At 72.1% G+C, this 26,660-nt stretch carries 19 protein-coding genes; 4 read left to right on the forward strand and 15 right to left on the reverse strand.

All coding sequences use genetic code 11. The annotated features are described in order from the left end of the window. Positions 1-155: 155 nt before the first annotated feature. The gene (locus AB0917_RS12220) at positions 156-3,053 is read right to left on the reverse strand and encodes a vitamin B12-dependent ribonucleotide reductase (protein WP_366819424.1); all 2,898 of its coding nucleotides are present in this window, start codon (positions 3,051-3,053) and stop codon (positions 156-158) included. A gap of 165 nt (positions 3,054-3,218) precedes the next feature. Next, positions 3,219-3,731 (reverse strand): transcriptional regulator NrdR, encoded by a 513-nt coding sequence (gene nrdR / locus AB0917_RS12225; RefSeq protein WP_366819425.1) that lies wholly within the window; start codon positions 3,729-3,731, stop codon positions 3,219-3,221. A 477-nt stretch (positions 3,732-4,208) separates the two neighbouring features. Between nrdR and lexA the strand changes: the two genes are divergently transcribed. Then, the gene (gene lexA / locus AB0917_RS12230; protein WP_366819426.1) at positions 4,209-5,006 is read left to right on the forward strand and encodes a transcriptional repressor LexA; all 798 of its coding nucleotides are present in this window, start codon (positions 4,209-4,211) and stop codon (positions 5,004-5,006) included. 194 nt (positions 5,007-5,200) lie between these two features. On the opposite strand, the gene AB0917_RS12235 is transcribed toward lexA, so the two are convergent. The 5 genes from AB0917_RS12235 to AB0917_RS12255 are packed head-to-tail and all read right to left on the reverse strand — an operon-like array spanning position 5,201 to position 13,512. After that, entirely contained in the window at positions 5,201-7,171 is a 1,971-nt protein-coding gene (locus tag AB0917_RS12235; protein WP_366819427.1) for an ATP-dependent DNA helicase, read from the reverse strand. A 38-nt stretch (positions 7,172-7,209) separates the two neighbouring features. Then, positions 7,210-9,150: an IucA/IucC family siderophore biosynthesis protein gene (locus AB0917_RS12240; RefSeq protein WP_366819428.1), complete on the reverse strand. Its 1,941-nt coding sequence runs from the start codon at positions 9,148-9,150 to the stop codon at positions 7,210-7,212. Between the two features lie 60 nt (positions 9,151-9,210). Then, on the reverse strand, positions 9,211-9,999 hold the full coding sequence (locus tag AB0917_RS12245; RefSeq protein WP_366819429.1) for a GNAT family N-acetyltransferase: 789 nt from the start codon (positions 9,997-9,999) through the stop codon (positions 9,211-9,213). Between the two features lie 50 nt (positions 10,000-10,049). After that, positions 10,050-12,080 carry an IucA/IucC family protein gene (locus AB0917_RS12250; RefSeq protein WP_366819430.1) on the reverse strand — a complete coding sequence of 677 codons (2,031 nt, stop codon included), beginning with the start codon at positions 12,078-12,080 and terminating at the stop codon, positions 10,050-10,052. A gap of 28 nt (positions 12,081-12,108) precedes the next feature. Next, positions 12,109-13,512 (reverse strand): diaminobutyrate--2-oxoglutarate transaminase family protein, encoded by a 1,404-nt coding sequence (locus AB0917_RS12255; RefSeq protein ID WP_366819431.1) that lies wholly within the window; start codon positions 13,510-13,512, stop codon positions 12,109-12,111. Between the two features lie 356 nt (positions 13,513-13,868). Here AB0917_RS12255 and AB0917_RS12260 point away from each other — a divergent pair, with 356 nt between their 5' ends. Both AB0917_RS12260 and AB0917_RS12265 read left to right on the forward strand, forming a co-directional pair. Further along, positions 13,869-15,035: a hypothetical protein gene (locus AB0917_RS12260; RefSeq protein ID WP_366819461.1), complete on the forward strand. Its 1,167-nt coding sequence runs from the start codon at positions 13,869-13,871 to the stop codon at positions 15,033-15,035. Between the two features lie 133 nt (positions 15,036-15,168). After that, positions 15,169-15,639 carry an ATP-binding protein gene (locus tag AB0917_RS12265; protein WP_366819432.1) on the forward strand — a complete coding sequence of 157 codons (471 nt, stop codon included), beginning with the start codon at positions 15,169-15,171 and terminating at the stop codon, positions 15,637-15,639. 66 nt (positions 15,640-15,705) lie between these two features. Here the strand turns inward: AB0917_RS12265 and hflX are convergent, their stop codons facing one another. The 6 genes from hflX to miaA all read right to left on the reverse strand — a co-directional run bounded on the left by hflX (position 15,706) and on the right by miaA (position 23,735). Next, complete coding sequence (gene hflX, locus AB0917_RS12270) at positions 15,706-17,217, reverse strand: GTPase HflX (protein WP_366819433.1); 1,512 nt, start codon at positions 17,215-17,217, stop codon at positions 15,706-15,708. Between the two features lie 153 nt (positions 17,218-17,370). Beyond that, on the reverse strand, positions 17,371-18,825 hold the full coding sequence (locus AB0917_RS12275) for a M1 family metallopeptidase (RefSeq protein ID WP_366819434.1): 1,455 nt from the start codon (positions 18,823-18,825) through the stop codon (positions 17,371-17,373). A gap of 71 nt (positions 18,826-18,896) precedes the next feature. After that, complete coding sequence (locus tag AB0917_RS12280) at positions 18,897-21,056, reverse strand: HD domain-containing protein (RefSeq protein WP_366819435.1); 2,160 nt, start codon at positions 21,054-21,056, stop codon at positions 18,897-18,899. A 223-nt stretch (positions 21,057-21,279) separates the two neighbouring features. Then, positions 21,280-22,152, reverse strand: a complete 873-nt coding sequence (dapF, locus tag AB0917_RS12285) for a diaminopimelate epimerase (RefSeq protein ID WP_366819436.1) — start codon at positions 22,150-22,152, stop codon at positions 21,280-21,282. A 96-nt stretch (positions 22,153-22,248) separates the two neighbouring features. Further along, on the reverse strand, positions 22,249-22,689 hold the full coding sequence (locus AB0917_RS12290) for a hypothetical protein (RefSeq protein WP_366819437.1): 441 nt from the start codon (positions 22,687-22,689) through the stop codon (positions 22,249-22,251). A 107-nt stretch (positions 22,690-22,796) separates the two neighbouring features. Continuing rightward, positions 22,797-23,735, reverse strand: coding sequence for a tRNA (adenosine(37)-N6)-dimethylallyltransferase MiaA (gene miaA, locus AB0917_RS12295; protein WP_366819438.1), 939 nt, complete (start codon positions 23,733-23,735; stop codon positions 22,797-22,799). A gap of 181 nt (positions 23,736-23,916) precedes the next feature. Between miaA and AB0917_RS12300 the strand changes: the two genes are divergently transcribed. After that, on the forward strand, positions 23,917-24,174 hold the full coding sequence (locus tag AB0917_RS12300) for an antitoxin (protein ID WP_366819439.1): 258 nt from the start codon (positions 23,917-23,919) through the stop codon (positions 24,172-24,174). 62 nt (positions 24,175-24,236) lie between these two features. Here the strand turns inward: AB0917_RS12300 and AB0917_RS12305 are convergent, their stop codons facing one another. Further along, positions 24,237-24,941, reverse strand: a complete 705-nt coding sequence (locus AB0917_RS12305) for a class III extradiol dioxygenase subunit B-like domain-containing protein (protein WP_366819440.1) — start codon at positions 24,939-24,941, stop codon at positions 24,237-24,239. Positions 24,942-25,112: 171 nt separating this feature from the next. Then, positions 25,113-26,633 carry a tRNA (N6-isopentenyl adenosine(37)-C2)-methylthiotransferase MiaB gene (miaB, locus tag AB0917_RS12310; RefSeq protein ID WP_366819441.1) on the reverse strand — a complete coding sequence of 507 codons (1,521 nt, stop codon included), beginning with the start codon at positions 26,631-26,633 and terminating at the stop codon, positions 25,113-25,115. Positions 26,634-26,660 lie beyond the last annotated feature (27 nt).

Below are 26,660 nucleotides of genomic sequence, written 5' to 3' on the forward strand. Positions count from 1 at the left end.
GGCGCGCGTGGAGCGGGGGGGTTTATAAACTCCCCCCCCCCCACAACACCCGGCGGGGGGGCGCCCCCCCCCGGCCCCGCCGCCCCTCCCTTTCAGAGATCACGCTTCGGGTTCAGCTACGTCGGGTGTTGCATCCGACGCAATTCCGCCCGGTGTCAGCTGCAACCGCTGGTCGAGCCGCAGCCCTCGCAGATGTAGCAGGAGCCGGCGCGCTGCATCTTCGTGCCGCAGGAAAAGCAGAGCGGGGCGTCCGCGCTGATCCCGAGCTGCATCTCGACCAGCTCGGCCGAGGTGTGGGCCGTCGCCGGAGCCGGCTTCTCGGCGGACTCGCGGGGAGCCGCCACCGCCTTCAGGGGCTCGGGCTGCACCGGGGCCGACTGGGCCAGGCTCTCGGAGTCCACGCCGTCCGCCTCGAAGGACGGCTCGTACGAACCGGTGTCGAGGTGGCGCTGGCGCTCCTCGGCGGAGTGGATGCCGAGGGCGGAGCGGGTCTCGAAGGGCAGGAAGTCGAGCGCCAGGCGGCGGAAGATGTAGTCGACGATCGACTGCGCCATCCGCACGTCCGGGTCGTCCGTCATGCCGGCCGGCTCGAAGCGCATGTTCGTGAACTTCGAGACGTACGTCTCCAGCGGGACGCCGTACTGCAGACCGACCGAGACGGCGATGGAGAAGGCGTCCATCATGCCCGCGAGGGTCGAGCCCTGCTTGGACATCTTCAGGAAGACCTCACCGAGACCGTCGTCCGGGTAGGAATTGGCGGTCATGTAGCCCTCGGCGCCGCCCACCGTGAAGGAGGTGGTGATGCCGGGACGCCCCTTGGGGAGGCGCTTGCGGACCGGGCGGTACTCGACGACCTTCTCGACCGCCGTACGGATGGTCTCCTCGGCCTTCGCGGTGACCTCTTCCTTCTCCTTGTCCTTGGTCTTGGCGGAGAGGGGCTGGCCGACCTTGCAGTTGTCGCGGTAGATCGCGAGCGCCTTGACGCCCAGCTTCCACGCCTCGAAGTAGACCTCTTCGACGTCCTCGACGGTGGCGCTCTCGGGCAGGTTGACCGTCTTGGAGAGCGCGCCGGAGATCCACGGCTGGATGGCCGCCATCATCCGGACGTGACCCATCGCGGAGATGGAGCGCTCGCCCATCGCGCAGTCGAAGACCTCGTAGTGCTCGGTCTTCAGGCCCGGCGCGTCGATCACGTTGCCGTGGTCGGCGATGTGGGCGACGATCGCCTCGATCTGCTCCGGCTGGTAGCCCATGCGGCGCAGGGCCTGCGGCACGGTGCCGTTGACGATCTGCATCGAGCCGCCGCCGACGAGCTTCTTGAACTTGACCAGGGCGAGGTCGGGCTCCAGGCCGGTGGTGTCGCAGGACATCGCCAGGCCGATGGTGCCGGTGGGCGCGATGACCGAGGCCTGCGCGTTGCGGAAACCGTTCTTCGCTCCGAGCCGGACCACGTCCTGCCAGGCTTCCGTCGCCGCGGCCCAGACGGGGGCGTCCAGGTCGTCGGTGCGGATGGCCTTGGTGTTGGCGTCGGCGTGCTGCTTCATGACGCGCTGGTGCGGCTCGGCGTTGCGGGCGTAGCCGTCGTACGGGCCGACGACCGCGGCCAGCTCGGCGGAGCGCTTGTAGGAGGTGCTGGTCATCAGCGAGGTGATGGCGCCGGCCAGGGCGCGGCCGCCGTCGCTGTCGTACGCGTGGCCGGTCGCCATCAGGAGGGCGCCGAGGTTGGCGTAGCCGATGCCCAGCTGGCGGTAGGCGCGGGTGTTCTCACCGATCTTCTGCGTCGGGAAGTCCGCGAAGCAGATCGAGATGTCCATCGCGGTGATGACCAGCTCGACGACCTTGGAGAAGCGCTCGGACTCGAAGGACTGGTTGCCCAGGCCGTCGTCCTTGAGGAACTTCATCAGGTTGAGCGAGGCGAGGTTGCACGAGGTGTTGTCCAGGTGCATGTACTCGCTGCACGGGTTCGAGCCGTTGATCCGGCCGGACTCCGGGCAGGTGTGCCAGGCGTTGATGGTGTCGTCGTACTGGATGCCCGGGTCGGCGCAGGCCCAGGCGGCCTCGGCCATCTTGCGGAAGAGGGACTTGGCCTCGACCTCTTCGATGACGTCGCCGGTCATCCGGGCGCGCAGCCCGAACTTGCCGCCCGCCTCGACGGCCTTCATGAACTCGTCGTTCACGCGGACCGAGTTGTTGGCGTTCTGGTACTGGACGGACGTGATGTCGTCGCCGCCCAGGTCCATGTCGAAGCCCGCGTCACGCAGGGCGCGGATCTTCTCCTCCTCCTTCACCTTGGTCTCGATGAAGGCCTCGATGTCGGGGTGGTCGACGTCGAGGATGACCATCTTGGCCGCGCGGCGGGTGGCGCCACCGGACTTGATGGTTCCGGCGGAGGCGTCGGCGCCGCGCATGAAGGAGACCGGACCCGAGGCGTTGCCGCCGGAGGAGAGGAGCTCCTTGGAGGAGCGGATGCGGGAGAGGTTCAGGCCGGCGCCGGAGCCGCCCTTGAAGATCATGCCCTCTTCCTTGTACCAGTCGAGGATCGACTCCATGGAGTCGTCGACGGCCAGGATGAAGCAGGCGGAGACCTGCTGCGGCTGGGGCGTGCCGACGTTGAACCAGACCGGGGAGTTGAAGCTGAAGATCTGGTGCAGGAGGGCGTGGGCCAGCTCGTGCTCGAAGATCTCGGCGTCCGCGGGGGAGGCGAAGTAACCGTTCTCCTCGCCGGCCTTCCGGTACGTCTTCACGATCCGGTCGATCAGCTGCTTGAGGCCGGTCTCGCGCTGCGGCGTGCCGACCGCCCCGCGGAAGTACTTGCTGGTGACGATGTTGACCGCGTTCACCGACCAGAAGTCGGGGAACTCGACGCCACGCTGCTCGAAGTTGATCGAGCCGTCGCGCCAATTGGTCATGACGACGTCACGGCGCTCCCACGTCACCTCGTCGTACGGATGCACGCCGGGGGTGGTGTGGATGCGCTCGATGCGCAGACCCTTGCTCGCCTTGGTGCCCTTGGTGCGGGAACCTCGTGCCGGGCCGCTCGCCGTCTCTGTCATGCCGCCTCCCATATGTGGGCAAAAACGCCCTGAAGTGCCCAGTTCTTCCCAGGCACAGTGTGTGTCCGTCGTCCCGCGGGCCGCGCTCGGCCACGGGAACAGGTGGTGAATCGCCCGGTCACCGGTCGGCGGACGTCATGCCGGACGGTGACGGGCAGGTGCCGCTCAGTCGGCGGCGATGGCAGGGGCGGGGACCTCAGGGGTCTCGCCGCTCCCGCGGTCCTCAGCGGAGGGCTGCCGCTCGCGCAGTTCCACGATGGCGGCCTCGAAGTCTTCCAGGGAGTCGAACGCCCGGTAGACGGACGCGAAGCGCAGGTACGCGACGAGGTCGAGCTCCTGCAAGGGGCCGAGTATGGCCAGACCCACGTCATGGGTGGTCAGCTCGGCACTGCCGGTGGCGCGCACCGCCTCCTCGACCCGCTGGCCGAGTTTGGCGAGGGCGTCCTCCGTGACGGGCCGGCCCTGGCATGCCTTGCGGACGCCGGAGATGACCTTGGTGCGACTGAAGGGTTCGGTCACGCCGCTGCGTTTGACGACCATCAGCGAGCAGGTCTCCACCGTGGTGAAACGGCGGGAGCAGTCGGGGCACTGGCGGCGGCGACGGATCGACGTCCCGTCGTCGGTGGTGCGACTGTCGACGACCCGGCTGTCGGGGTGCCTGCAGAAGGGGCAGTGCATGGCTCCCAACCCTCCTTCACAGCACGACTGAATAGCCTCTTCGGCCTGCCCTTGCGGGCTCCTCGGAGGCAGTCCCCAGCATAGGCGATGGCCCAGGGCCGAATGAACCCAGGACCACAACTTCTGGGTGGCCGGGACGATCCAACCACTAGATCTAGGGTTGGGTCGCGTTTTCGGCCCCCGCGTGTCGCACCCCGGACGCGAGCCCGGGGAGGAGCGCGGGCCAGGGAAGAGGGTACGGGAATCGCGCGGTCCGCGAGCCCCCGGACCCCGGGGCGGGGAGCCGGATGAAAGACTGGGCCGACCTCCGCGGGGGCCGCGTGAAACCCCGTACGCACCGTGCGTCTCGTGCTCATACACCTACGGGAAGCATCGCGGCAGCCCTTTATTCGTTTTTCACTCGAACGTGTGTTTGGCGCAACCTTTCGAAAGCTACTACCGTTGTCCAGCTAGGGAGAACATTCGAGAGGGGCCGACGTGACCACGACCGCAGACAGTGCCACCATCACCGCCCGGGACCACCGCTCCCAGAGCCGACTTGAGCCGGTGCATGCCATGAATGACTCAGTCACGAACACGGACGGGCCCGAGCCCGCACGCGCCGGGCGCTCCTTGCCCGGCAGGCCGCCAGGGATCAGGGCCGACAGCTCGGGGCTCACGGACCGGCAGCGGCGGGTCATCGAGGTCATCCGCGACTCCGTGCAGCGCCGGGGCTACCCGCCCTCCATGCGGGAGATCGGTCAGGCGGTGGGCCTGTCCAGCACGTCGTCCGTCGCCCATCAGCTGATGGCCCTGGAGCGCAAGGGCTTCCTCCGGCGGGACCCGCACCGGCCCCGCGCCTACGAGGTGCGCGGATCGGACCAGCCCAGCACCCAGCCGACCGACACGACGGGGAAGCCCGCCGCGTCGTACGTTCCGCTGGTGGGCCGGATCGCCGCCGGTGGGCCGATCCTCGCCGAGGAGTCGGTCGAGGACGTCTTCCCGCTGCCGCGCCAGCTCGTCGGTGACGGCGAGCTGTTCGTGCTGAAGGTCGTCGGTGACTCGATGATCGAGGCGGCGATCTGTGACGGCGACTGGGTCACCGTGCGCCGCCAGCCCGTCGCGGAGAACGGGGACATCGTCGCCGCGATGCTCGACGGCGAGGCGACGGTCAAGCGCTTCCGCCGCGAGGACGGGCATGTGTGGCTGCTGCCGCACAACGCCGCGTACCAGCCGATCCCCGGTGACGAGGCGACGATCCTCGGCAAGGTCGTGGCCGTGCTGCGGCGGGTGTGAAGAGCGCCGGTCGTCGGCCGCGCGGAGACGCGAGAGCCCCGGGACGCTTTACGGCGGTCCCGGGGCTCTCGCGTCCTACGGCGGCCCCGGGGTTCTCGTCCTACGGCGCGGCAATCCCACGGCACGCGTCCTGTCGCGCCCCCGCAACTCTCCGTCTCACAGAGGTCCCGGGGCCTCTTCTCGACTGCCTGCCCCTACTTGCCCTCCGCCTTGGCCAGGGCGTCGATCGCGGCGAGTGAGCGGCGCGCCTGGTTGCGGTCCGTGGTGTACCAGAAGTCCGGCAGCGAGGCGCGCAGATAGCTGCCGTACCGCGCGTTGGCGAGCCGTGGGTCCAGCACGGCGACGACGCCCTTGTCGCCCGTGGCCCTCACGAGGCGGCCCGCGCCCTGGGCCATCAGCAGGGCGGAGTGCGTCGCGGCCACGGCCATGAACCCGTTGCCGCCGGCCTCCTCGACCGCCTTCTGGCGTGCGCTCATCAGCGGGTCGTCGGGCCGGGGGAAGGGAATCCGGTCCATGACCACCAGCTGGCAGCTCGGCCCCGGCACGTCGACGCCCTGCCAGAGCGAGAGCGTGCCGAAGAGGCAGGTCTCCGGGTCGGCGGCGAAGTTCTTGATCAGCTCGCCGAGGGTCTCCTCGCCCTGGAGCAGGATCGGCTTGTCCAGCCGGCCCCGCAGCTCCTCCGCGGCCGCCTTTGCCCCCCGCATGGAGGAGAACAGCCCCAGCGTGCGGCCGCCCGCCGCCTCCACCAGCTCGGCGAGCTCGTCCAGCATGTCCGTACGGGACCCCTCGCGCCCCGGGGTGTTCAGATGCCGGGCGACATAGAGGATGCCCTGCTTCGGATAGTCGAACGGGGAGCCGACGTCCAGCCCCTTCCACTGCGGGATGTCGTCGCCCGCGGTGCCCTCGGGGGCCAGCCCCAGGGACGCCCCCACCCCGTTGAAGTCGCCGCCGAGCTTCAGCGTGGCCGAGGTCAGGACCACCGAGCGCTCGGTGAAGAGCTTCTCGCGCAGCAGCCCGGAGACGGAGAGCGGGGCCACCCGCACGGAGGCGCCGAACCGGTCGTGCTGCTCGTACCAGACGACGTCGTACTCCGAGCCCTGGGTGATGCGCTCGGCGACCCCGTGGACCGACTCCACCGAGGCCAGGGCCTGCTTGCGGACCGCGTTCTCGTCCTCGACCGACTTGTCCCGGGTGGCGCCGATCGCGGAGATCACCGTACGGGCCGCGTCGCGCAGCGCCATCAGCGCGTACCCGAGGTCCTCGGGCACCTCCTCCAGCCGCCCCGGGAGCGCCAGCTCCATCACCCGCTCGAACCCCTCGGCGGCGCTCTGGAGCGCGTCCGCGGCCTTCTCGTTGACCAGCTTCGCCGCCCGGCGCACCGCCCGGTTGACCTGGGCGGGGGTCAGCTCGCCGGTGGCCACGCCGGTGACCCGGGAGACCAGCTCATGGGCCTCGTCCACGATCAGCACCTCGTGCGACGGCAGCACCGGGGCGCCCTCGATGGCGTCGATGGCGAGCAGGGCGTGGTTGGTGACGACCACATCGGCGAGCTTGGCGCGCTCACGGGCCGCCTCCGCGAAGCACTCCGCTCCGTACGCGCACTTCGACGCGCCCAGGCACTCGCGCGAGGAGACCGAGATCTGCGCCCAGGCCCGGTCCGAGACGCCGGGGGTGAGGTCGTCCCGGTCCCCCGTCTCCGTATCGCTCGACCAGTCCCGCAGCCGCAGCAGGTCCTGGCCCAGCTTGCTGGAGGGGGCCGCCGCCTCGAACTGGTCGAAGAGCCCCTCCTCCTCGTCCTGCGGGACCCCTTCGTGGAGCCGGTGCAGGCAGAGGTAGTTGGAGCGGCCCTTGAGCATCGCGTACTGCGGGCGCCGGCGCAGCAGCGGGTGGAGGGCATCCACCGTGCGCGGAAGGTCCCGCTCCACGAGCTGGCGCTGGAGGGCGAGGGTGGCCGTGGCCACGACGACCCGCTCCCCGTGCGCCAGCGCGGGCACCAGGTAGCCGAGGGACTTGCCCGTGCCGGTACCGGCCTGGACGAGCAGGTGGGATTGGTCGTCGACCGCCTCGGCGACGGCCTCGGCCATGGCGGCCTGGCCGGGCCGTTCCGTACCGCCGACGGCGGTGACGGCGGCGTGCAGGAGCTCGGGGAGGGATGGCTTCGTCATAGCCCGACCACCCTACGGCGCACCGCTGACAACGGCGATCACTCCCGGATCCGGGCGGCGGGGTGCAGCGGGTTGGGAACCGTGCCGTGGATCGCCGCGTGCGGGCGGCTGGAGCGGTCGCGGTAGCCGTCCACGTGCAGCCGGTTGCGGTTGAGACAGAGCCGTTCGATCTCGGGGGTGAGCATGTCGAACAGCTCGAACCGCTCCTTGAGCTCCGGGAAGCGGGCGTGGTGGCGGGCTATCTCCGTCCGGACGAGTGACCAGAACTCGTCCTCGCTCACTCCCAGCTGCTCCTCGCAGAGCGGGGAGAGGTAGCGGAAGACCCCGACGAAGAGGCCCGCGTGGATGAACTGGGTGAGGAAGGACGGCTCCTCGGTGAGGAGGACCGCACGCACCTCGTCGGGCATGGTGTCGTGCTCGGGCAGCGGGTGGGCGCTGACGTTGACGTCGTCGACGAAGTCCTTGATCGCGAGCCGTACGGGCACGTCGTTCTCGTCGAAGACGACGATGGCGTTCTCGCCGTGCGGGGAGAAGACCGTTCCGTAGCGGTAGAGGAAGTGCAGCAGGGGCGGCAGCAGGGCGGCGAAGAGACGGGTGAGCCAGGCGGCCGGGGCGAGCCCGGAGCGCTCGACGAGTTCGGCGGTGAACGCCCGGCCCGCCGGATCCGTATGCAGGAGGGAGGCGAGCGTGCGGGCGCGTTCGCCCGGCGCGAGGCGGGGCGGCAGGGGCTCGCGCCAGATCGCGCCGAGGATCTCCTTGTACTGGTACGGGGCTTCGGGGAGGTGGTCGTAGAGCGGGTGCTCCACGGCGACGGAGGCGACCTCGCCCAGGAGGATGACCCGGCAGGTGTCCCGCAGGAACGGATCGGCCTCGCACAGGCCCTGGACCCAGGCGGTGACGGCGGGGGCGGCGAGGGTCCGCTCGGTGGGCAGGCCGCGCCAGACCAGGGTGTTGAGGATCGAGAGCGGCAGCTTCACCGTGTGCCGGTCGGGGTGTTGCACATTGGCGAAGGTGCGGACGGACTGCTGCGCCAGGCGCGCGTCGCCGTCGGTGTGCAGCGCCACGATGTCCCCGTCGGCGATGGCGGGGGCGAAGAGCGGAACGATCCACTCGTCCCACTGCCAGGGGTGTACGGGGAGGTAGAGGTAGCTCTCGGGGTCGAGCCCCCGGGCGTGCAGTTCGGCGGCGAACGAGGCGCGCACGGAGGGGTCGAGCTCCTGGGCGTAGAGGTGCTCGGGGGTCGTGACGCCGCCGACGCCCCGGTACTGGGCTATGCGGGTGCTCACGGCGATCCACGGCAGCCGGAGGGGGCTGCGGGTCTCGGGCGTGAAGCGGGCCGCGTCGGCGGCGGAGAAACCGAGGCGGCCCTTGCTCGCCACCAGCCAGGGGTGGCCGGTCTGGTGTCCTTCGAGCTCCGCGTAGCCGACGTCGGCGAGCCGGTCCGCGCTGAGGGCGGTGTGCTCCAGCCGGGCGTCGGCGGAGAGCGTGAGGGTCAGCTCGCGGATGAGGTGGCCGAGGGTGGCACCGTCGAGTCCGAGGAGCCCCCTGGCGCGGGCGAGGAAGCGCAGCGGGTCACGGAACGGCCGGGTCCCGGCGGGCGAGCCGTTGGCGGAGGAACCGTTGGCGGACGCGTTGTGGGAGGAGGCGTCGGCCGGGAGCGGCACCGGGGACGAGCCGTTGGAGAGGGCGGTCGCGGGCCCGTGGACCGTCTCGATGGAGTCGGGGTCGACCCGCCAGCTGCCGTAGACGCCCCGGCGGGCCGAGAAGCGGAGCTCCGTACCGTCGTCGAGCGAGAGGCGGTGGAGGCGGCCGTCGCCGGGCCGGCGTTCGGGCTCGATGATCTCCTCGTACGCGAACTCGCCGAGCATCTTGGCGAGCAGCCGCGCTGCGGCCCGGTCCCAGACCTGCCGGGTCAGCTCCGGGGGGCTGAGCAGGGGGTGGGGTTCGACGGAATCAGGGCTCGCGGGATATGTCGGCACGGGGACTCCTCCGGGTGGAACCGATGAGGTTCGAGCGGTGTGGACGGTGCGGCGCGATGTTCACAGGTGATCACGGTACGTTCGGTCGCGGATCATGAGGGCGGCACGTTTGTCGGGGAGGTCCACTTCTGCGGAGAAGCGGAATCCGGCGCTCAGAAATGCCGACACGGACGGGGTGTTGCGCAGATCCGGCTCGGCGACGACCCGGCCGCACCGCGGAAGGTTGTCCAGGACGAGGTCGGCGACGGCGCGGAGCAGGGTGGTGCCCACGCCCCTCCCCCGGTTACTCACGCCCCCGATGAGGAGATGGACGCCGGTGTCGTGGAGGCGGGCGGGGTAGTGGCGGGCCAGCGGGTCCAGGTCGGCGCGGTAGATCTCCCAGTAGCTCATGGGCGTTCCGTCGAGCACGCCGAGGCAGGGGAGGGAGCGGCCATCCCCTTCGAGCTGCGGCCTCAGGTGGTCGGCGGTGACGGATTCGGGGCCGGCGAGTTCCCAGAAGGCGGCGACGGCGGGGTCGTTCATCCAGCGGCTGAGGACGGCGAGGTCGCGCTCCAGGACCACCGGGACCAGGTGGAACACCCCGGCCCCGGTGGCCGCCCCGGGCCAGGTGGCCGGGTCGCCGAGCAGCTCGTCGGCGGGGTCGTGCCGTGCCGCCGCCCTGCTCCGGTCCTCGCCGATGAGGGTGAGCAGCTCCTCGGTGAGCTTCAGGTCGAGGGTGTCCTCGGTGCCGGTGCCGCTGGGCGCGGCGGGGGTCCCCGGGTCCCTGGGCCCGGGGCGCGGATCCGGAGGCGCGTCGGCCGGTTCCGGAGGCGCCGCGCCGGATTCCGCGGACGCGTCGGCGGGAGGCACGGTGACACTCTCCTCTCTGGAGCGGGGGCGGCGCGGGCGCGGCCGGCCCCTCAGGCGTGCAGCGGGTTGGCGATGGAGACGTAGACGGACTGGGTGTCGACCGGGCCCACCAGCTCGTCCAGGCCGTGCAGCCGGGTCAGCAGGTTGGCCTTGCAGCGCAGTTGACGGTGGTCGAGGAGATACGCGGGCAGGGGCGAGCCCAGTTCCGCCGTCTCCGTGAGGAATCGGCGGAGGGCGGTGAGGAGGTCCTGTTCGTCGGCGAGGCGCTGGGAGCCGAACGCGCCGATGAGGCCGAGGACGTTGTTGATGCCCAGGTAGTAGGCGAACCGCTCGTCGGTGACCGGGTCGGAGACGAAGGTGTCGCTGACGGAGCCGATGCCCGGAAGCCGCTGTTCCAGTTCGTCGCGGCGCGAGTCACGGAAGTAGTAGCCCTGGTTGTCCCGGTAGCGTCCGCCGACCGGCCAGCCGTCCGGGTCGAGCAGGACCAGGGTGTTCTGCTGGTGGGCTTCGAGGGCGACGCCGGCGTGGGCGTCGAGCCAGAGGACGGGGCGTACGACCCGGTCCAGGTAGCGCCGGAACCACTCCGCGGAGACGTCCGCGACCGGGCGGCCGGTCCGTGCGGCCAGGGCGGTCACGGCCTCGGCGAGCCGGGAGCGCATCTCCGGCCGGCCGGGCCGGGGACGCTGGGCGGTGAGTCCGGCGATGCATACGGCGTCGTCGCCGGGTCCGAAGGGGTTCTGGCGGAGCATCACGTCGAGGCCGGTGACGGGGGCGCCCTCGGGGTCGTCGACGGCGAGCCAGGCCGGGTCGCGGACGATGTCGAAGCCGGGGTGGACCCGCTGCCAGCGCTCGGCCAGCCCGGTGGTCAGGAGGCGGTGGACCTCGACGCCCCGGTGCAGCTCCTTGCGGAGGTTCTCGCGGCGGGAGTTGGTGATGCGTACGCCGAGGGAGAGCTTGAGCATCACCCGGGCGCCGGGGCGGTGCACGGTACGGATGGACGAGGTGGGGTGCCAGTGCTCGCCGTGCGGGCCCAGGTCGTGCAGCAGGCCGGCCTCCTGGAGGGCGGCGACCTGCGGACGGCTGAGCAGGTCGGCGGCCTGCCAGGGGTGCAGCGGGAGGGCGGCGGTGCCGGGCGGCAGGCGCAGCCCCGCGCGGTGCGGGGCCAGCAGCTCCTCGGCGGACGCCTCGCCGCCGTCGGTCCAGGCGGAGTCGGTGGCGGTCAGGGAACGGTCCACGGCGAACCAGTGGAGCGGGAAGGAGCCGTGCAGCTCCGGCGAATAGCGCCGGGACTCCGCCTCGGAGAGCCCTTCGCGGCTCTTGGGGGTGGGGTGGAGCGGGTGGCCGAGGAGGAGGGACTGCTCGGCGTTGAGGAAGAGATCGGCGTCGACCGGGTCGGCGGGGTGGCGGCGCCGCTGCTCGACGAAGCCCGCGGTGTGGCGTACGGAGTCGGCGACCCGGGCGACCAGGTCGGCGGAGCCGTTGCGGTCGGCTTCCCGGCCGATGAGGACGGCGACGGTGACGGCGTCGGCGGCCGGGGCCTTCTCGGGGGCGCCCTCCAGGGCCGGGGCGCCGAAGCGGTGGGCTCCGGTGGCGGACCAGTAGCGCACGGGGACGAGCAGGGCGGTGCCGGTGGCGGGGAAGGCGACGCGCAGGGTGTCGCCCTCGGGGCGGGGCAGGTCGTTCTCCCGGATCCAGCAGCGCAGGAGGCTCTCGGTGCCGGCGGCGTCGGCGGCCCGTAGCGGGTCGGGCTGGTCCAACGGGTCCTGGCCCTCGAGGACTTCGTCGCCGAGGACCGTGTCGTCGGCGCTTTCGTGGAGGCCGTCGTCACGGACTTGCCCGGCACGCGCTTCGGCGTCGCGGGCTTTCCCGCGGGCCTTCTCCTCGCGGGCCGCGTCGTCGAGTGCTTCCGGAGCGCCGGGCTCCGCGGGGGCGTACGCCGGGGCGCCTGGGCCGTCCTGGTGCACGGCTTTCTGGCGGGGCACAGTCGTCGCCTCGACCGTGCCGGGGGCGGCCGGTCCGTCCTGCCCTCGGTGCTGGGGGGTGCCGGGGCCGTCGGCCTCGGACGCGGGGGTGGGGTTCACGGCGGTCTTCCTTGTGTGGTTCCGGGGGTCAGGTGGTCAGCCCGGCGGCGGCCCCGCGGTGCGGCGAACGCTCCGCGGCCGCCAGCGCGTCGGCCAGCCGGTCGACGACGGCGCTCGCCTGCTCGTCGGTGAGGGTGAGAGGGGGCAGCAGGCGGACCACGGCGTTGTGCCGGCCGCCCAGTTCGACGATGAGGCCGCGGTCCAGGCACTCCTGCTGGACGGCGCGGGCGAGGGCCGGGTCCGGGGGCGGGGCCGGGGCGTGGTCGTCGGCCTCGGCCGGCAGGGGCGCCGCCTCGGGGTCCACCAGCTCCAGGCCGATCATCAGTCCGCGCCCCCGTACGTCGCCGATGCCCGCATGGTCCGCCCGCAACTTCCGCAGGCTGTCGAGCATTCGGGCGCCCAAGGCCGCCGCACGCTCCGCCAGCCCGTTCTCCCGGACGTACGCGAGGGTGGCCGCGCCCGCCGCCATGGCGAGCTGGTTGCCACGAAACGTACCCGCGTGGGCGCCCGGCTGCCAGAGGTCCAGCTCAGAGCGGTAGACGATGACGGCGAGCGGGAGGGAACCGCCGATCGCCTTGGAGAGGACCATGACGTCCGGCACCACGCCGCTGTGCTCGACCGCCCAGAACGCGCCGGTCCTTCCGACGCCGGTCTGCACCTCGTCGGCGATCAGCGGGATACCGCGGGCCCGGGTGATCTCGCGCATCCGGCGCAGCCAGGCGTCCGGGGCCGGGTTGACGCCGCCCTCGCCCTGGACCGGCTCCACGATCATCCCCGCCGGGGCCGGGAGACCGCCCTTGTCGTCGTCCAGCAGGTGCTCGGTCCAGCGCGCGCCGAGGGCGGCGCCGCGCTCACCGCCGATCCCGAACGGGCAGCGGTAGTCCTGCGGGAAGGGCAGCCGGGTCACCCGGACGTCACGGGCGCCGCCGGAGGCTTCCAGCGCCCCGGCCGTCATGCCGTGGTAGGCACCGGTGAAGGTCAGCAGGGGCTCGCGCCCGGTCGCGGCGCGGACCAGCTTGAACGCGGCCTCGACCGCGTCCGTACCGGCGGGGCCGCAGAACTGGACGCGGGCGTTGTCGGCGAACTCGCGCGGCAGGGTGGCGAACAGCTCGGTGGTGAAGGCGTCCTTGACCGGGGTGGCGAGGTCGAGCACGTGCAGGGGGGCGCCGGAGTCGATGACCTTCCGGATGGCTTCGAGCACGACCGGGTGGTTGTGGCCGAGCGCCAGGGTGCCCGCGCCCGACAGACAGTCCAGATATCGCCGTCCGTCCGCGCCCTCGATGGTGAGCCCGCGCGCCCTGACCGGGACGATCGGCAGGGACCGCGCGTAGGTGCGGGCGGCCGACTCGCGCAGCGACTGGCGGCGGAGGATGCCCTCGTGCCCGGGGGGCGCGGGGGGCGCTGCCACCGGAGCGGGTTCGGTCACGGACACGGCTCTTGATCCTCCTGCGGTAACAGTTGCGTTGCACGTCGGTACGTTTTCGCGCGGACGGAGTGCGGGGGTGAACGCTGTCCTGGTGTCCCCCGCACGTACCAACGACACCGGCCGCAAGGGATCACGGGTAAATCGGAACATCCTTGCGGGGACGGAACCGTGGACCTGCCGCGTACCGTCCCCATCGGCACCGGCATAGTGGGGGCCGCACCGAGGGGTGGAGAACCTGCTCCACCGCCCCGGAGTGTCCGAAAAGCAGCACGAGGTTACGAGTGACGAAGTCCCAGGGGGATCACCAGATGCGACCCATTCGCCCGAACGACACCGCACGCCGCGGCAGGCGCGTACGGCGCATGCCCTCCGGCGTGCTCGCCGCGACGGCGGCCGTCGCCGTCCTGGCGCTCACCGCCACCGCCTGCGGCCCGGAGGAGGACATCGGCGGCGGTACGCCCAGTGCCTCGGCCGGCCAGGCCGACGGCAAGGTCACGATCCCGGAGGAGCTCAAGGACCGGCTCAAGGAGCACGGGATCGACCCGGACAAGTGGCGTGACGGTGAGTGGAAGAACTGGGACAAGGACAAGTGGCTGCGGGAGGCCAAGGACTTCGTCAACCCGATCATCGACGGCCTGTGGGACCCGGACCGGATGCGGGAGGCGGACAAGCCCCCGGAGAACCCGGTCGACAACGACATCTCCGGTGACGACGGCGTGACGGACCCGACGCCCGCCCCCGTCCAGGCGGCCGGTGTCGCGACGCCGTACCACGACAACGCGCCGGAGTCCGGGAAGCTGCTCTTCGACGGCCCCAAGGGCTCGATGGTCTGTTCCGCGACCGTGGTGAAGGACCCGGCGAACCCCGGCAAGTCCAACATGGTGTGGACCGCCGGGCACTGTGTGCACGCGGGCAAGGAGGGCGGCTGGTACCGCAACATCGCCTTCGTCCCGTCGTACAACAACGACGGCCTCTCCCTGGCGGAGCTGGAGACCGCGCCCAAGGAGAAGATCGCCCCGTACGGCGTGTGGTGGGGCCGGTGGGCCCAGACCTCCGAGCAGTGGATCGCCCAGGGTGCGGCGACCGGCGGGCAGGGTGCCCCGTACGACTTCGCGGTGCTGCACGTGACGCCGGAGAAGGGCTCCACGGGCAAGTCGCTGGAGGAGACGGTCGGTTCGGCGCTGCCGGTCGACTTCAACGCCCCCGCCGTACCGCAGATGGCGGACCTGACGGCCACCGGCTACCCGGCCGCGCCGCCGTTCGACGGCCAGAAGCTGCTCCGGTGCGAGGACAAGCCGGGCCGCCTCTCGGTCCGTCAGGACGAGCCGACGATGTACCGCATCGGCTGCACCATGACCGGTGGTTCCTCCGGCGGTGGCTGGGTGACGGCCGGGCAGGACGGTAAGCCGGCCCTGGTCTCGAACACCTCGATCGGCCCGGTCTCGGCGGGCTGGCTGGCCGGTCCCCGGCTCGGCAAGGAGGCCGAGGGCGTCTACCGCGCGGTCAGCGAGAAGTACGCGGGCCAGTAGGGCCTTCACCGCCCGCGCCCGACAGCTGCGAACACCGTCCCGCCCTCGGCGGGACGGTGTTCGGCGTTCCGGCGGGTACACGGAGGGCGACCGAGCGCCGGAACCCGTGCGACCACGACCGAGAGGCATGGCGATGACCGATTCCACGATGAGGGCGGTGGGCTGGGCGCAGTCCTTCCCCATATCCCAAGGGGTACGAGCGGGGCGCCACTGGGCGCGTGAGCACCTGCGGACCCTGGAGTGGGCCGAGGAGGCGCCCGACACCGTGGACTCGGTGCTCCTCGCCGTCTCCGAGCTCATCACCAACGCGCACAAACACGCCCGCAGTGACGCCCAGCTCGTCCTGACCTGGGACAGCACATGCCTGCACGTGAGTGTCCACGACTCCAGTTCGCAGCCGCCCACCCAGCGCGAGGGCGACCCGGGCGCACTCGGCGGCCGGGGCATGGCCATCGTGGACGCGCTGGCCGACAGCTGGCAGCACCATCCGCAGCGGGACGGCAAGACCGTGACCGCGTGCTTCGTGCCTCCCGGGTACGAGGAGGGCGGGGCGGACGGCTCCCACGCGGCGGACGGGGAGCGTCAGGGCCCCGGAAACGGGTGACGCCCGGCCGGGAGGCCCGGCCGGGCGTCTCCGTCACGGCCTGCGCCGTGCGGTGATCAGTGCCTGTCAGTGCGGGGCGAGGACGAACGTCCCCAGCTCCGCCGCCAGTTCCTCGTGGACCTGGGCCCTGAGCAGGGTGCCCTCGGCGGTGTGCTCCTCGGAGAGCACCTCACCCTCGGCGTGCACCCGGGAGACCAGAGCCCCCTGGATGTACGGCACGAGCGCCTCGATCTCGACGGACGGGCGCGGCAGCTCGGCGTCGATGAGCGCCAGCAGCTCGTCGATCCCGGCACCGGTGCGGGCCGAGACCGCGATCGCGTACTTCTCGTTGCGCAGCAGCCGCTGGAGGACCAGCGGGTCCGCCGCGTCCGCCTTGTTGATCACGACGATCTCGCGCACGTTCACCGCGCCGACGTCCCGGATCACCTCGCGCACCGCGGCGAGCTGCTCCTCCGGCACCGGGTGCGAGCCGTCCACCACGTGCAGGATGAGATCGGACTCGCCGACCTCCTCCATGGTGGAGCGGAACGCCTCGACGAGGTGGTGCGGCAGGTGCCGCACGAACCCGACGGTGTCGGCGAGGGTGTAGATACGGCCGCTCGGTGTCTCGGCCCGGCGCACGGTCGGGTCCAGGGTGGCGAACAGGGCGTTCTCCACCAGGACACCGGCTCCGGTGAGGCGGTTGAGCAGCGAGGACTTGCCCGCGTTGGTGTATCCGGCGATGGCGACGGAGGGCACCTTGTTGCGCTTGCGCTCCTGGCGCTTGATCTCACGGCCGGTCTTCATCTCCGCGATCTCCCGGCGCATCTTCGCCATCTTCTCGCGGATCCGGCGCCGGTCCGTCTCGATCTTGGTCTCACCGGGACCGCGCGTGGCCATACCGCCACCGCCGCCGGAACCGGCGCCGCCCATCTGGCGGGAGAGCGACTGGCCCCAGCCGCGCAGCCGCGGCAGCATGTACTGCATCTGGGCCAGCGAGACCTGCGCCTTGCCCTCACGGGACTTGGCGTGCTGGGCGAAGATGTCGAGGATGAGGGCGGTCCGGTCAACCACCTTCACCTTGACGACGTCTTCCAGGTGGATCAGCTGGCCGGGGCTGAGCTCACCGTCGCAGACGACGGTGTCCGCCCCGGATTCCAGGACGATGTCGCGCAGCTCCAGCGCCTTGCCGGACCCGATGTAGGTCGCGGCGTCGGGCTTGTCGCGCCGCTGGTACACCGCGTCCAGCACCTGTGCGCCCGCCGTCTCGGCGAGTGCGGCCAGCTCCGCGAGGGAGATCTCCGCGTCGCGCACCGTCCCCGAGGTCCAGACACCGACCAGCACGACGCGCTCCAGGCGCAGCTGTCGGTACTCGACCTCGGTGACGTCCTCGAGCTCCGTGGAGAGACCGGCCACGCGCCGCAGGGCGGCACGCTCGGAGCGGTCCAGCTGGTCGCCGTCGCGCGCTCCGTCGATCTCCTGGCTCCAGGCGACGTCCTCTTCCATCAGGGCGTCGGCCCGAAGGCTCTCGGTGAGGCTCTCGGGGGTGTTCTCCGTGGCGCTCCGCGCGTCCTGGGGAAGGGAAGAAGAGGAGGTCATTGGTTCCTTACGTCGATAGAAGTCTTTACGTCAGTCACAACGTGTGATCTGCCCGGATGATTCCCGCGAGGAGATCCCGGGCGGATCCGCCGCACCGACGTGTCGATAGTGGCACGGCCCCACCGGGCCCGTCACTGGGGTTTTCCCCCGTTCTCAGGGGGTGGCGGCGGGCTCGGCGGTCCGCCAGTCGGGGTGGCCGGGCATCGGCGGTGTCTTCTCGCCGTACAGCCAGCCGTCGAAGAAGGCCTTGAGGTCCCGTCCCGCGATCCCGGAGGCGAGCCGGGTGAAGTCCGCGGTGGTCGCCGTACCGTCCCGGTGGATCCGTACCCAGGAGCGCTCCAGCCGGTCGAAGGCGGCCGCGCCGATCTCCTGGCGCAGGGCGTAGAGCACCAGCGCGCTGCCGTCGTAGACGACGGGCCGGAAGAGGGAGAGCTTCTCCCCCTCGGCGGGGCCGTCCGGGTGCGCCGGCGGGCCGCCGTTCGCCCGCCAGCCGTCGGAGAGCTTGTACGCCTGACGCATCCGCCGCTCCAGCGTCCCCCCGCCGTGCTCCTCGGCGTACAGGGCCTCGTACCAGCTGGCGTGCCCTTCGTTGAGCCAGAGGTCGGACCAGGAGGCGGGCGAGACGCTGTTGCCGAACCACTGGTGGGCCAGCTCGTGGACCATGACGGAGTCGACGTACCACTCGGGGTAGGCGGGCTCGGTGAACAGGGACCTGCCGAACAGGGAGAGGGTCTGGGTCTCCAGCGCGAAGCCGATGGGGCTGTCGGCGACGAGGACCCCGTACGTCTCGAAGGGGTAGCGGCCGACCCGCCGCTCCATCCACTCCAGCTGGGCGGGGGTCTTCTTCAGCCAGGGCTCCAGCTCGGCCCGGTCGGCGGCCGGGACGACGTCGCGCAGCGGCAGTCCGTGCGGTCCGGTGTGGTGGTGGACGGCGGAGCGGCCGATGGAGACCTGGGCCAGCTCGGTGGCCATGGGGTGCTGGGTGCGGTAGGTCCAGGTGGTCGTGGCGCCGTTGCGGGTGTGGCCGGCGGGCAGTCCGTTGGCGACGGCCGTGAGGTTCTTGGGGGCGGTGATGCGGAAGGTGAAGTGCGCCTTGTCCGAGGGGTGGTCGTTGCCGGGGAAGACCCGGTGGGCGGCGTCGGCCTGGTTGGCCATGGCGAGGCCGTCGGCGGTGCGGATCCAGCCGCCGTTGCCCGCGGTCCCGGACGGGTCGCTGGTGTGCCGGACGGTGATGTTCAGGGGTACGCCTTCGGGGAGGCGTCGGGGGGCCTGGACGATCAGGTCCTCGTTCTTGCTCCCGAAGTCGGCGGCGTGCCCGTTGACCTCGACGGCCTGGACGGTGCCCTGGGCGAAGTCGAGGTTGATCCGCTCCAGCGGTGCGGTGGTGCGGGCCCTGATCCTGGTGACGGCGTCCAGGGGCTTGGTGTTGCTGCCGTGGTACGTGAGGGCGATGTCGTACGTGAGGACGTCGTAGCCGGGGTTGCCCAGCTCGGGGAAGAGCCGGTCACCGATGCCCAGGGGTTCGGGGGCGGGCAGGGCGGCGGCGACGAGGGAGAGCGACGCGGTGGCCAGGAGGGCGGCCCGCAGGCGGCGGGAGAGGAGCGGCATGGACTACCGCTATCAGCGCCCGGCGCTCTCCCGGTGGTGCCGCGCGCCGCACCACCCGAACGGGGAGCGGGTCAGCCGGTGGCGGCCGGGTGCTGGGCGCGGCTGACGTCGTAGACCCCGGCGACCTCGCGCATCGCCCGCATCAGGGCGGGCAGTCCGGCGGCGTCGGGGAGCTGGAGGGTGTAGGTGTGGCGGACGCGCTGTTCGCTGGGCGGTTCGACGGTGGCGGAGACGATGGCCGCGTCGGCCGTGGCGATGGCCTCGGTGAGGTCGGCGAGCAGCCGGGGGCGTCCGAAGGACTCGGCGACGAGCGTGACCCGGCAGGCGGCGGTGTCGCCCCAGCCGTCCTCGTCGCGCCAGCGGGCCGCCACCGGGGCGCGGCCGGTCTCCCGCATCCGGGCGACGGCGGAACACTCCTGGCGGTGCACGGTGACGGCGCCGCCCCGGACGACGAAGCCGATCACCTCGTCCGGGGGCACCGGCGTACAGCAGCCGGCCAGGCGGGTGGGGCTGTGGGGGCCGTCGACGACGACGTTGGCGGCGCGCCCCCCGGACCTGGTGCGGGCCGGTGCGGTGGAGGGGGGGCCGTCCCCGGCGGGCCCGGTCCGGCCGTCGGATCCCGGGGCCTCGGGGCCCGGATCGTCGTCGGGGTGGGCGGAGAGCCAGCCGGTGATCGCGATCCGGGCGGCGGGGGTGCGGGCGTGGTCGAGCCACTGGGGCGACGGGCCCGAGGCGGTGTCCTGGGCGAGCAGCAGCTGCACGGTGTCCCCGTCGCCGAGCTGGGTGGAGAGGGTGGCGAGGCGGCCGTTGACCCGGGCGCCGATGCAGGCGTGCGCCCGCTCCCCGTGCTGGGCGTAGGCGGCATCGACGCAGCTGGCCCCGGCGGGCAGGCCGAGGGTCCTGCCGTCGGTGCGGAACACGGTGATCTCGCGGTCCTGGGCGAGGTCGGCGCGCAGGGTGGTCCAGAAGGTGTCCGGGTCGGTGGCGGACTCCTGCCAGTCCAGCAGCCGGGAGAGCCAGCCGGGCCGGGTCGGGTCGGCGCGCTCGTCGGAGGGCTCGGCCGGCTGGACGGTGCCGTCATGGGCGGGGGGGCCGTCATGGGCGTACGGGTTGCCCAGGGCGACGACGCCCGCCTCGGCGACCTTGTGCATCCGGTGCGTACGGATGAGGACTTCGGCGACCGCGCCCTCGGGGCCGACGACGGCGGTGTGCAGCGACTGGTACAGGTTGAACTTGGGGGCGGCGATGAAGTCCTTGAACTCGGAGATCACCGGGGTGAAGCAGGTGTGCAGCTCACCGAGGACGGCGTAGCAGTCGGCATCCTCGGCGACCAGGACGAGCAGCCGGCCGAAGTCGGTGGGGCGCAGCTCGCCGCGTTTCCTGCGGACCCGGTGCACGGAGACGAAGTGGCGTGGCCTGATGAGGACTTCGGCGTTGATGCCCGCGTCCCGCAGGGTGGCCCGGACGCTGCCGGCGATGGGGGCCAGGGGGTCGCTCACGCCCGTCACCGCGGCGATGAGGGCGCGGGTGTCCTCGTACCCCTCGGGGTTCAGGATCGCGAAGACCAGGTCCTCCAGCTCGGTCTTGAGCGCCTGTACGCCGAGCCGTTCGGCCAGGGGGATGAGGACGTCCCGGGTGACCTTGGCGATCCGGGCCTGCTTCTCGGGGCGCATCACGGTCAGGGTGCGCATGTTGTGCAGCCGGTCGGCCAGTTTGATCGACATGACCCGGACGTCGTTGCCGGTGGCGACGAGCATCTTGCGGAAGGTCTCGGGCTCGGCGGCGGCTCCGTAGTCGACCTTCTCCAGCTTGGTGACGCCGTCGACGAGATAGCAGACCTCCTCGCCGAACTGCTCGCGTACCTGATCGAGGGTCACCTCGGTGTCCTCCACGGTGTCGTGGAGGAGGGAGGCGGTGAGGGTGGTGGTCTCGGCGCCCAGCTCGGCGAGGATCAGGGTGACGGCCAGCGGATGCGTGATGTACGGCTCGCCGCTCTTGCGCATCTGGCCGCGGTGCGAGGACTCCGCCAGGACGTAGGCGCGGTGGAGGATGCCCAGGTCGGCGTCGGGATGGTGGGCGCGGTGCGCGTCGGCGACATGGCCGATGGCGTCGGGCAGCCGGTCGCGGGAGACCGGGCCGAGCAGCGCCACCCGGCCCAGTCTGCGCAGATCGATCCTGGGCCGGCTCCGCCTGCGCGGCACAGCGGCGGGATCGGCGGCCTCTGCACTCATGGGGTCCCTCCGGCGGCGTCGACCGGCGGTGGGGAGAGGCGGACGCTTCTCCGGGCCGGTGCTTGATGCTATCGACCCCACCACGTGGCGCAGTCCGGCTCTCGCCCAGCGTGAAACGGATCACCCATTCGAGCGAAGCTCCGGCCGACCACGGTTTCGAACCGCGAGCCGTCCGGCGCCCGGCCAACGGTGGCCCGGCGCCTGTCCGGTGGCCGCCCGTCGGTCAGCCGGCCGCCGTTTCCAGCCAGGCCGGGTCGATGGTGCCCTCGGCGACGATCACGGCGGCGCCGGTCATCTCGACCGAACCGTCCGGGTGTTCGGTGATGGTCAGGGTGCCGCCGGGGAGGTCCACCCGGTACGTCGCGGGGAGCCCGGTCACCGCCGGGTCCGCGCCGTCCCGGCGGGCGGCGGCGACGGCCACCGCGCAGGCGCCGGTGCCGCACGAGCGGGTCTCGCCGGAGCCGCGCTCGTGGACGCGCATGGCGACGTGGCGCGGGCCCCGGTCGACGACGAACTCGACGTTGACGCCGTCGGGGTAGACCGCGGCGGGGCTGACCGGAGGGGCCGAGAGCAGGTCGCCGGCGTGGGTGAGGTCGTCGACGAAGGCGACGGCGTGCGGGTTGCCCATGTTGACGTTGCGGGAGGGCCAGCTGCGCTCCCCGACGGCGACCGTGGCGCTCTCCTCGGGCAGCAGGGCGCGCCCCATGGAGACGGTGATGTCGCCGTCCTTGCCGAGGTGCACCTGCTTGACGCCGCCCCGGGTGGCGACGGCGAGGCCGCCCTGCTCGACGAGGCCCGCGCGCTGGAGGTGGTGGGCGAAGACGCGCACCCCGTTGCCGCACATCTCGGCGATCGAGCCGTCCGCGTTGCGGTAGTCCATGAACCATTCGGCCTCGGCGGCCATGTCCCGGGCCTCGGGGTGGGCCGCGGAGCGCACGACGTGCAGCAGACCGTCCCCGCCGATGCCGGCCCGGCGGTCGCAGATCCGGGCGACGACGGAGGCGGGCAGCGCGAGGGCGTTGTCCGGGTCGGGGACGATCACGAAGTCGTTCTCGGTGCCGTGCCCCTTGAGGAAGGTGATCTGCGAAGTGCTCACAGGGCAATCGTACGAGCCGCCACCGACACTCCGCGACGCCGGACCCACCGGGCACCCCTGGCGGCTTCAGCCGCAGGCGGACCACGCATGGCTGCCTCAGCGCAGGCGGGCCACGCGCCAGACGGCGAGGGCGACCAGTGCGGCGCCCGTGGCGACGTACAGCGCGATCACACGCCAGTCGGGACGGTCGCCCGAACCCCTGGCCGGCAGGCCGGGCCAGGTGTGGCCGACGCGGCGGGCCGCCATCATGCCCCAGCCGGCCGCGCAGCAGCTGATCAGGAGCCCCAGCATGGCGACCACGGCGCCGCCGTCACCGAACTCGAAGGCGAGCGGGAAGGCGAACATCAGGGAGCCGACGGCGGCCAGCACGACGATGGGCGCGAGCTGCCAGATCCGCAGCCTGCGGGCGGGCCTGAGCTCGACCTCGACCTCGGGGACGACATCCTGCTCGTCGGGCCCGTCGGGGCTCAGCCGCCCCGCGATCTCCCGCGGTGACGGTACGTCGTGCTGCTCCGTGTCGCGAGGGCCGGCCTCCATCGCCACGCGCCCTCCCAACTCGGACTGCACTGGTGGATCGATGCTCGATGATGGCACGTGCACGGGCGCCGAATTGACGGCCGGAGCGTCCCGATGCCATCACGTGATCAGGCTGTGACCGCTCGTTCGATCAACGTCAGCGCCCGGCGCGGGAGTTCCTCCCGGTCGCGGTGCCCGCCATCCAGCCACCGCACGCGCGGGTCGCGGCGGAACCAGGAGTCCTGCCGGCGTGCGAAGCGCTTGGTGGCGCGCACGGTCTCGGACCGCGCCTCCTCCTCGGTGCACTCCCCCGCGAGCGCCGCCAGCACCTGCTGGTAGCCGAGGGCCCGTGAGGCGGTGAGCCCCTCGCGCAGTCCGGCCTCCTCCAGGGCGCGCACCTCGTCCACGAGGCCGGCCTCCCACATCCGGTCGACGCGCAGGGCGATGCGCTCGTCCAGCTCGGGGCGCTCCACGTCGACGCCGATCTGCACGGCCTCGTAGACCGGTTCGTCGCCGGGGAGGTTGGCGGTGAAGGGCTTGCCGGTGATCTCGATGACCTCGAGGGCGCGGACGATCCGGCGGCCGTTGCTCGCGAGGATGGAGCGGGCGGCGGCGGGGTCCGCGGCGGCGAGCCGCTGGTGCAGGAAGCCGGATCCCCGCTCGGCCAGCTCCTGTTCGAGGCGGGCGCGCACCTCGGGGTCCGTACCGGGGAACTCCAGCGCGTCGATGGCGCCCTTCACGTACAGCCCGGAGCCGCCCACGAGGACCGGCGTACGGCCTTCGGCGAGCAGCCGGTCGATCGCCGACCGGGCCCGTCGCTGGTACTCGGCGACGCTGGCGGCCTCGGTGACGTCCCAGATGTCCAGCAGGTGGTGGGGGACGCCCGCGCGTTCGTCAACCGTCATCTTCGCCGTACCGATGTCCATCCCTCGGTAGAGCTGCATGGAGTCGGCGTTGACCACCTCCCCGCCGAGCTCCCGGGCGAGGAAGACCCCCAGATCGGATTTGCCGGCCGCGGTGGGGCCGACGACGGTAATGACGCGGGGGGCTGAAGCGGGACGGTTCACCGGGACAGTCTCCCAAATCCCCGGGGCCTTCCCGCACCCGTCCCCGGCCGGGCGGACGGGCGGACGGGCGGACGGAAGGAGGCCGAAGGGCGCGTGAAGTCGGCGGGGAGGGACAGGTGACGGACAATGGAGGCGGGAGAACGCTCCCGTAGACCGTCCTCACTGCACGGAAGGTGACCCAATGGGGTTCCTGGACAACCTGAAGGCCAAGCTGGAACCGGCCAAGGAAAAGGTCGGCGATCTCGCGCAGCAGCACGGGGACAAGATCGAGCAGGGGCTCGACAAGGCCGCGCGCACGGTCGACGAGAAGACCAAGGGCAAGTACAGCGACAAGATCGACACGGGTACGCGCAAGGCCAAGGAGGCCGTGGACAAGCTGGGCCAGAAGGACGGTGGCACCCCCGGCGCCACCCCTCCCCCCACGCCTCCCGCTTCCTGACCTGTCGGCGGCACCGCCCGCGACGGCGGCACCGGAGGGTTCCGGTGCCGCCGTCGGTGCGTTCAGGACCAGGCGGCGACGGTGTAGCCGACCCCGTAGGGCGCGTCCTCGTACAGCAGTCGCCCGCCCAGCTCCGCTCCCCGTGCGGCGCCGCTGAGCAGCTGCCAGGGGGCCCGGCCGGCCGCCTTGAGCTCGTACGCGAGCGTCTCGTCCAGCGCGTCGAGTGCGGCGAGGTCCGCGGAGCCCAGCGCCCGGGTCACCCGGGCGTCGAAGGCCTCGGCACGCTCGTCCAGATAGCCGGGCGCCTTGAGCGTGCGGCAGGCGCTGCCGTCGCCCATCACCAGGAGCGCGACGCGGTCGGCGCGGAAGGCCAGCTCCTGGCCGGCCCGTGCGCACGCGTCCGCGGGGCCGCGCCCGTCCACCGCGAGCCCTTCGACCGGGGCTCCCGTCCAGCGGGCCCGCTGAAGCAGCCACGCGCCGACGGCGAGGGAGTCCGGCAGCGGCGGCTCCTGCGCGGCCGGGTCCGGCTCGCCCAGGGTGACGTCGAGGCCGACGCCGAAGCCCCGGAAGGAGCCGTGCCCGCCCTCCGGGTAGGCCCGGCCGTCCCCCGGTCCCACGACCACGAGCAGATCGGGACGGGAGGCGGCGAGCACCCCCACGGCATCGAGGCACGCCGCCCGCGCGGTGTCGAGTTCGGGGGCGGCCCCGGCGGCGACCTCGGGCACCAGGAGCGGCGGACAGGGACACACGGCGGCGGCGACAAGCATGCTGGTCAGCGTACTTGCCGGGGCCGGGGACGTCGCCCAGGGCCGTCGGCCGTGGACACCGGCCGTGTCCTGGGGCCGGGGGGCGGTTGGGCCGGGGGCGGTGCTGGAGGGCACCGGCCGTGCCCGGAGACCGGTGGGCGCCGGGGCCGCCGGCCGTGGTGCCCTGAGCCGTCAGCCGATCCCGCACGCGGGGGCCGCGGCGGCCGGCAGCGGGTCCGGGGCGCCGATCGTGGGCAGCCCGAGCATCACTCCGGCGGGCTTGGCGGCGGCGGCCGTGGTGCGCCTCTCCCAGGCGTCGCCCGAGCGGGTGGCCCGTACGGCGAGGGGGGTGCCCTCGGCGAGCAGGTGGTGCGGGGCGGCGTAGCTGACCTCCACGGTCACCACGTCGCCGGGGCGCACCTCCTGGGCGGGCTTGGTGAAGTGGACGAGGCGGTTGTCGGGGGCGCGGCCGGAGAGACGGTGGGTGGCGCCGTCCTTGCGGCCCTCGCCCTCGGCGACCATGACCTCCAGGGTGCGGCCGACCTGCTTCTTGTTCTCGTCCCAGGAGATCTGCTCCTGGAGGGCGGACAGGCGCATGTACCGCTCCTGCACGACCTCCTTGGGGATCTGGCCGTCCATGTCGGCGGCCGGCGTCCCGGGGCGCTTCGAGTACTGGAAGGTGAACGCGTTGGCGAAACGGGCCTCGCGGACCGCGTGCATGGTCTGCTCGAAGTCCTCCTCGCTCTCGCCGGGGAAGCCCACGATGATGTCGGTGGAGATGGCGGCGTCCGGCATCGCGGCGCGCACCTTCTCGATGATCCCGAGGAAGCGCTCCTGACGGTAGGAGCGACGCATCGCCTTGAGGATGCGGTCGGAGCCGGACTGCATCGGCATGTGGAGCTGCGGCATGACGTTGGGCGTCTCGGCCATGGCGGCGATGACGTCGTCGGTGAAGTCGCGGGGATGCGGCGAGGTGAAGCGGACGCGCTCCAGGCCCTCGATCCTCCCGCAGGCGCGCAGCAGCTTGGAGAAGGCCTCGCGGTCGCCGATGTCGGAGCCGTACGCGTTGACGTTCTGGCCGAGCAGGGTGATCTCGGACACGCCCTCGGCGACCAGGGCCTCGATCTCGGCCAGGATGTCGCCGGTGCGGCGGTCCTTCTCCTTGCCGCGCAGCGCCGGGACGATGCAGAAGGTGCAGGTGTTGTTGCAGCCGACGGAGATGGAGACCCACGCGGCGTAGGCGGACTCGCGGCGCGTGGGGAGCGTGGAGGGGAAGGCCTCCAGGGATTCGGCGATCTCGATCTGCGCCTCCTCCTGGACACGGGCGCGCTCCAGGAGGACCGGCAGCTTGCCGATGTTGTGCGTGCCGAAGACGACGTCCACCCAGGGGGCCCGCTTGACGATGGTGTCGCGGTCCTTCTGGGCGAGGCAGCCGCCGACGGCGATCTGCATCCCGGGGCGCTTGGTCTTCATCGGGGCGAGCCGACCGAGGTTGCCGTAGAGCTTGTTGTCGGCGTTCTCGCGCACCGCGCAGGTGTTGAAGACGACGACGTCGGCGTCGCCGTCGGAGCCCTCGGGGGCGCGTACGTAACCGGCGTCCTCCAGGAGACCCGACAGCCGTTCGGAGTCGTGGACGTTCATCTGGCACCCGTAGGTGCGTACCTCGTAGCTCTTCTGGACGTCCACTGCTTCGCTCCGGTTGCCGCTGCTCATGTGACCAGGGTAGGCGGTTGCCGGGCG

This window comes from Streptomyces sp. NPDC007346 (assembly GCF_040703535.1).
Lineage (GTDB): Bacteria > Actinomycetota > Actinomycetes > Streptomycetales > Streptomycetaceae > Streptomyces.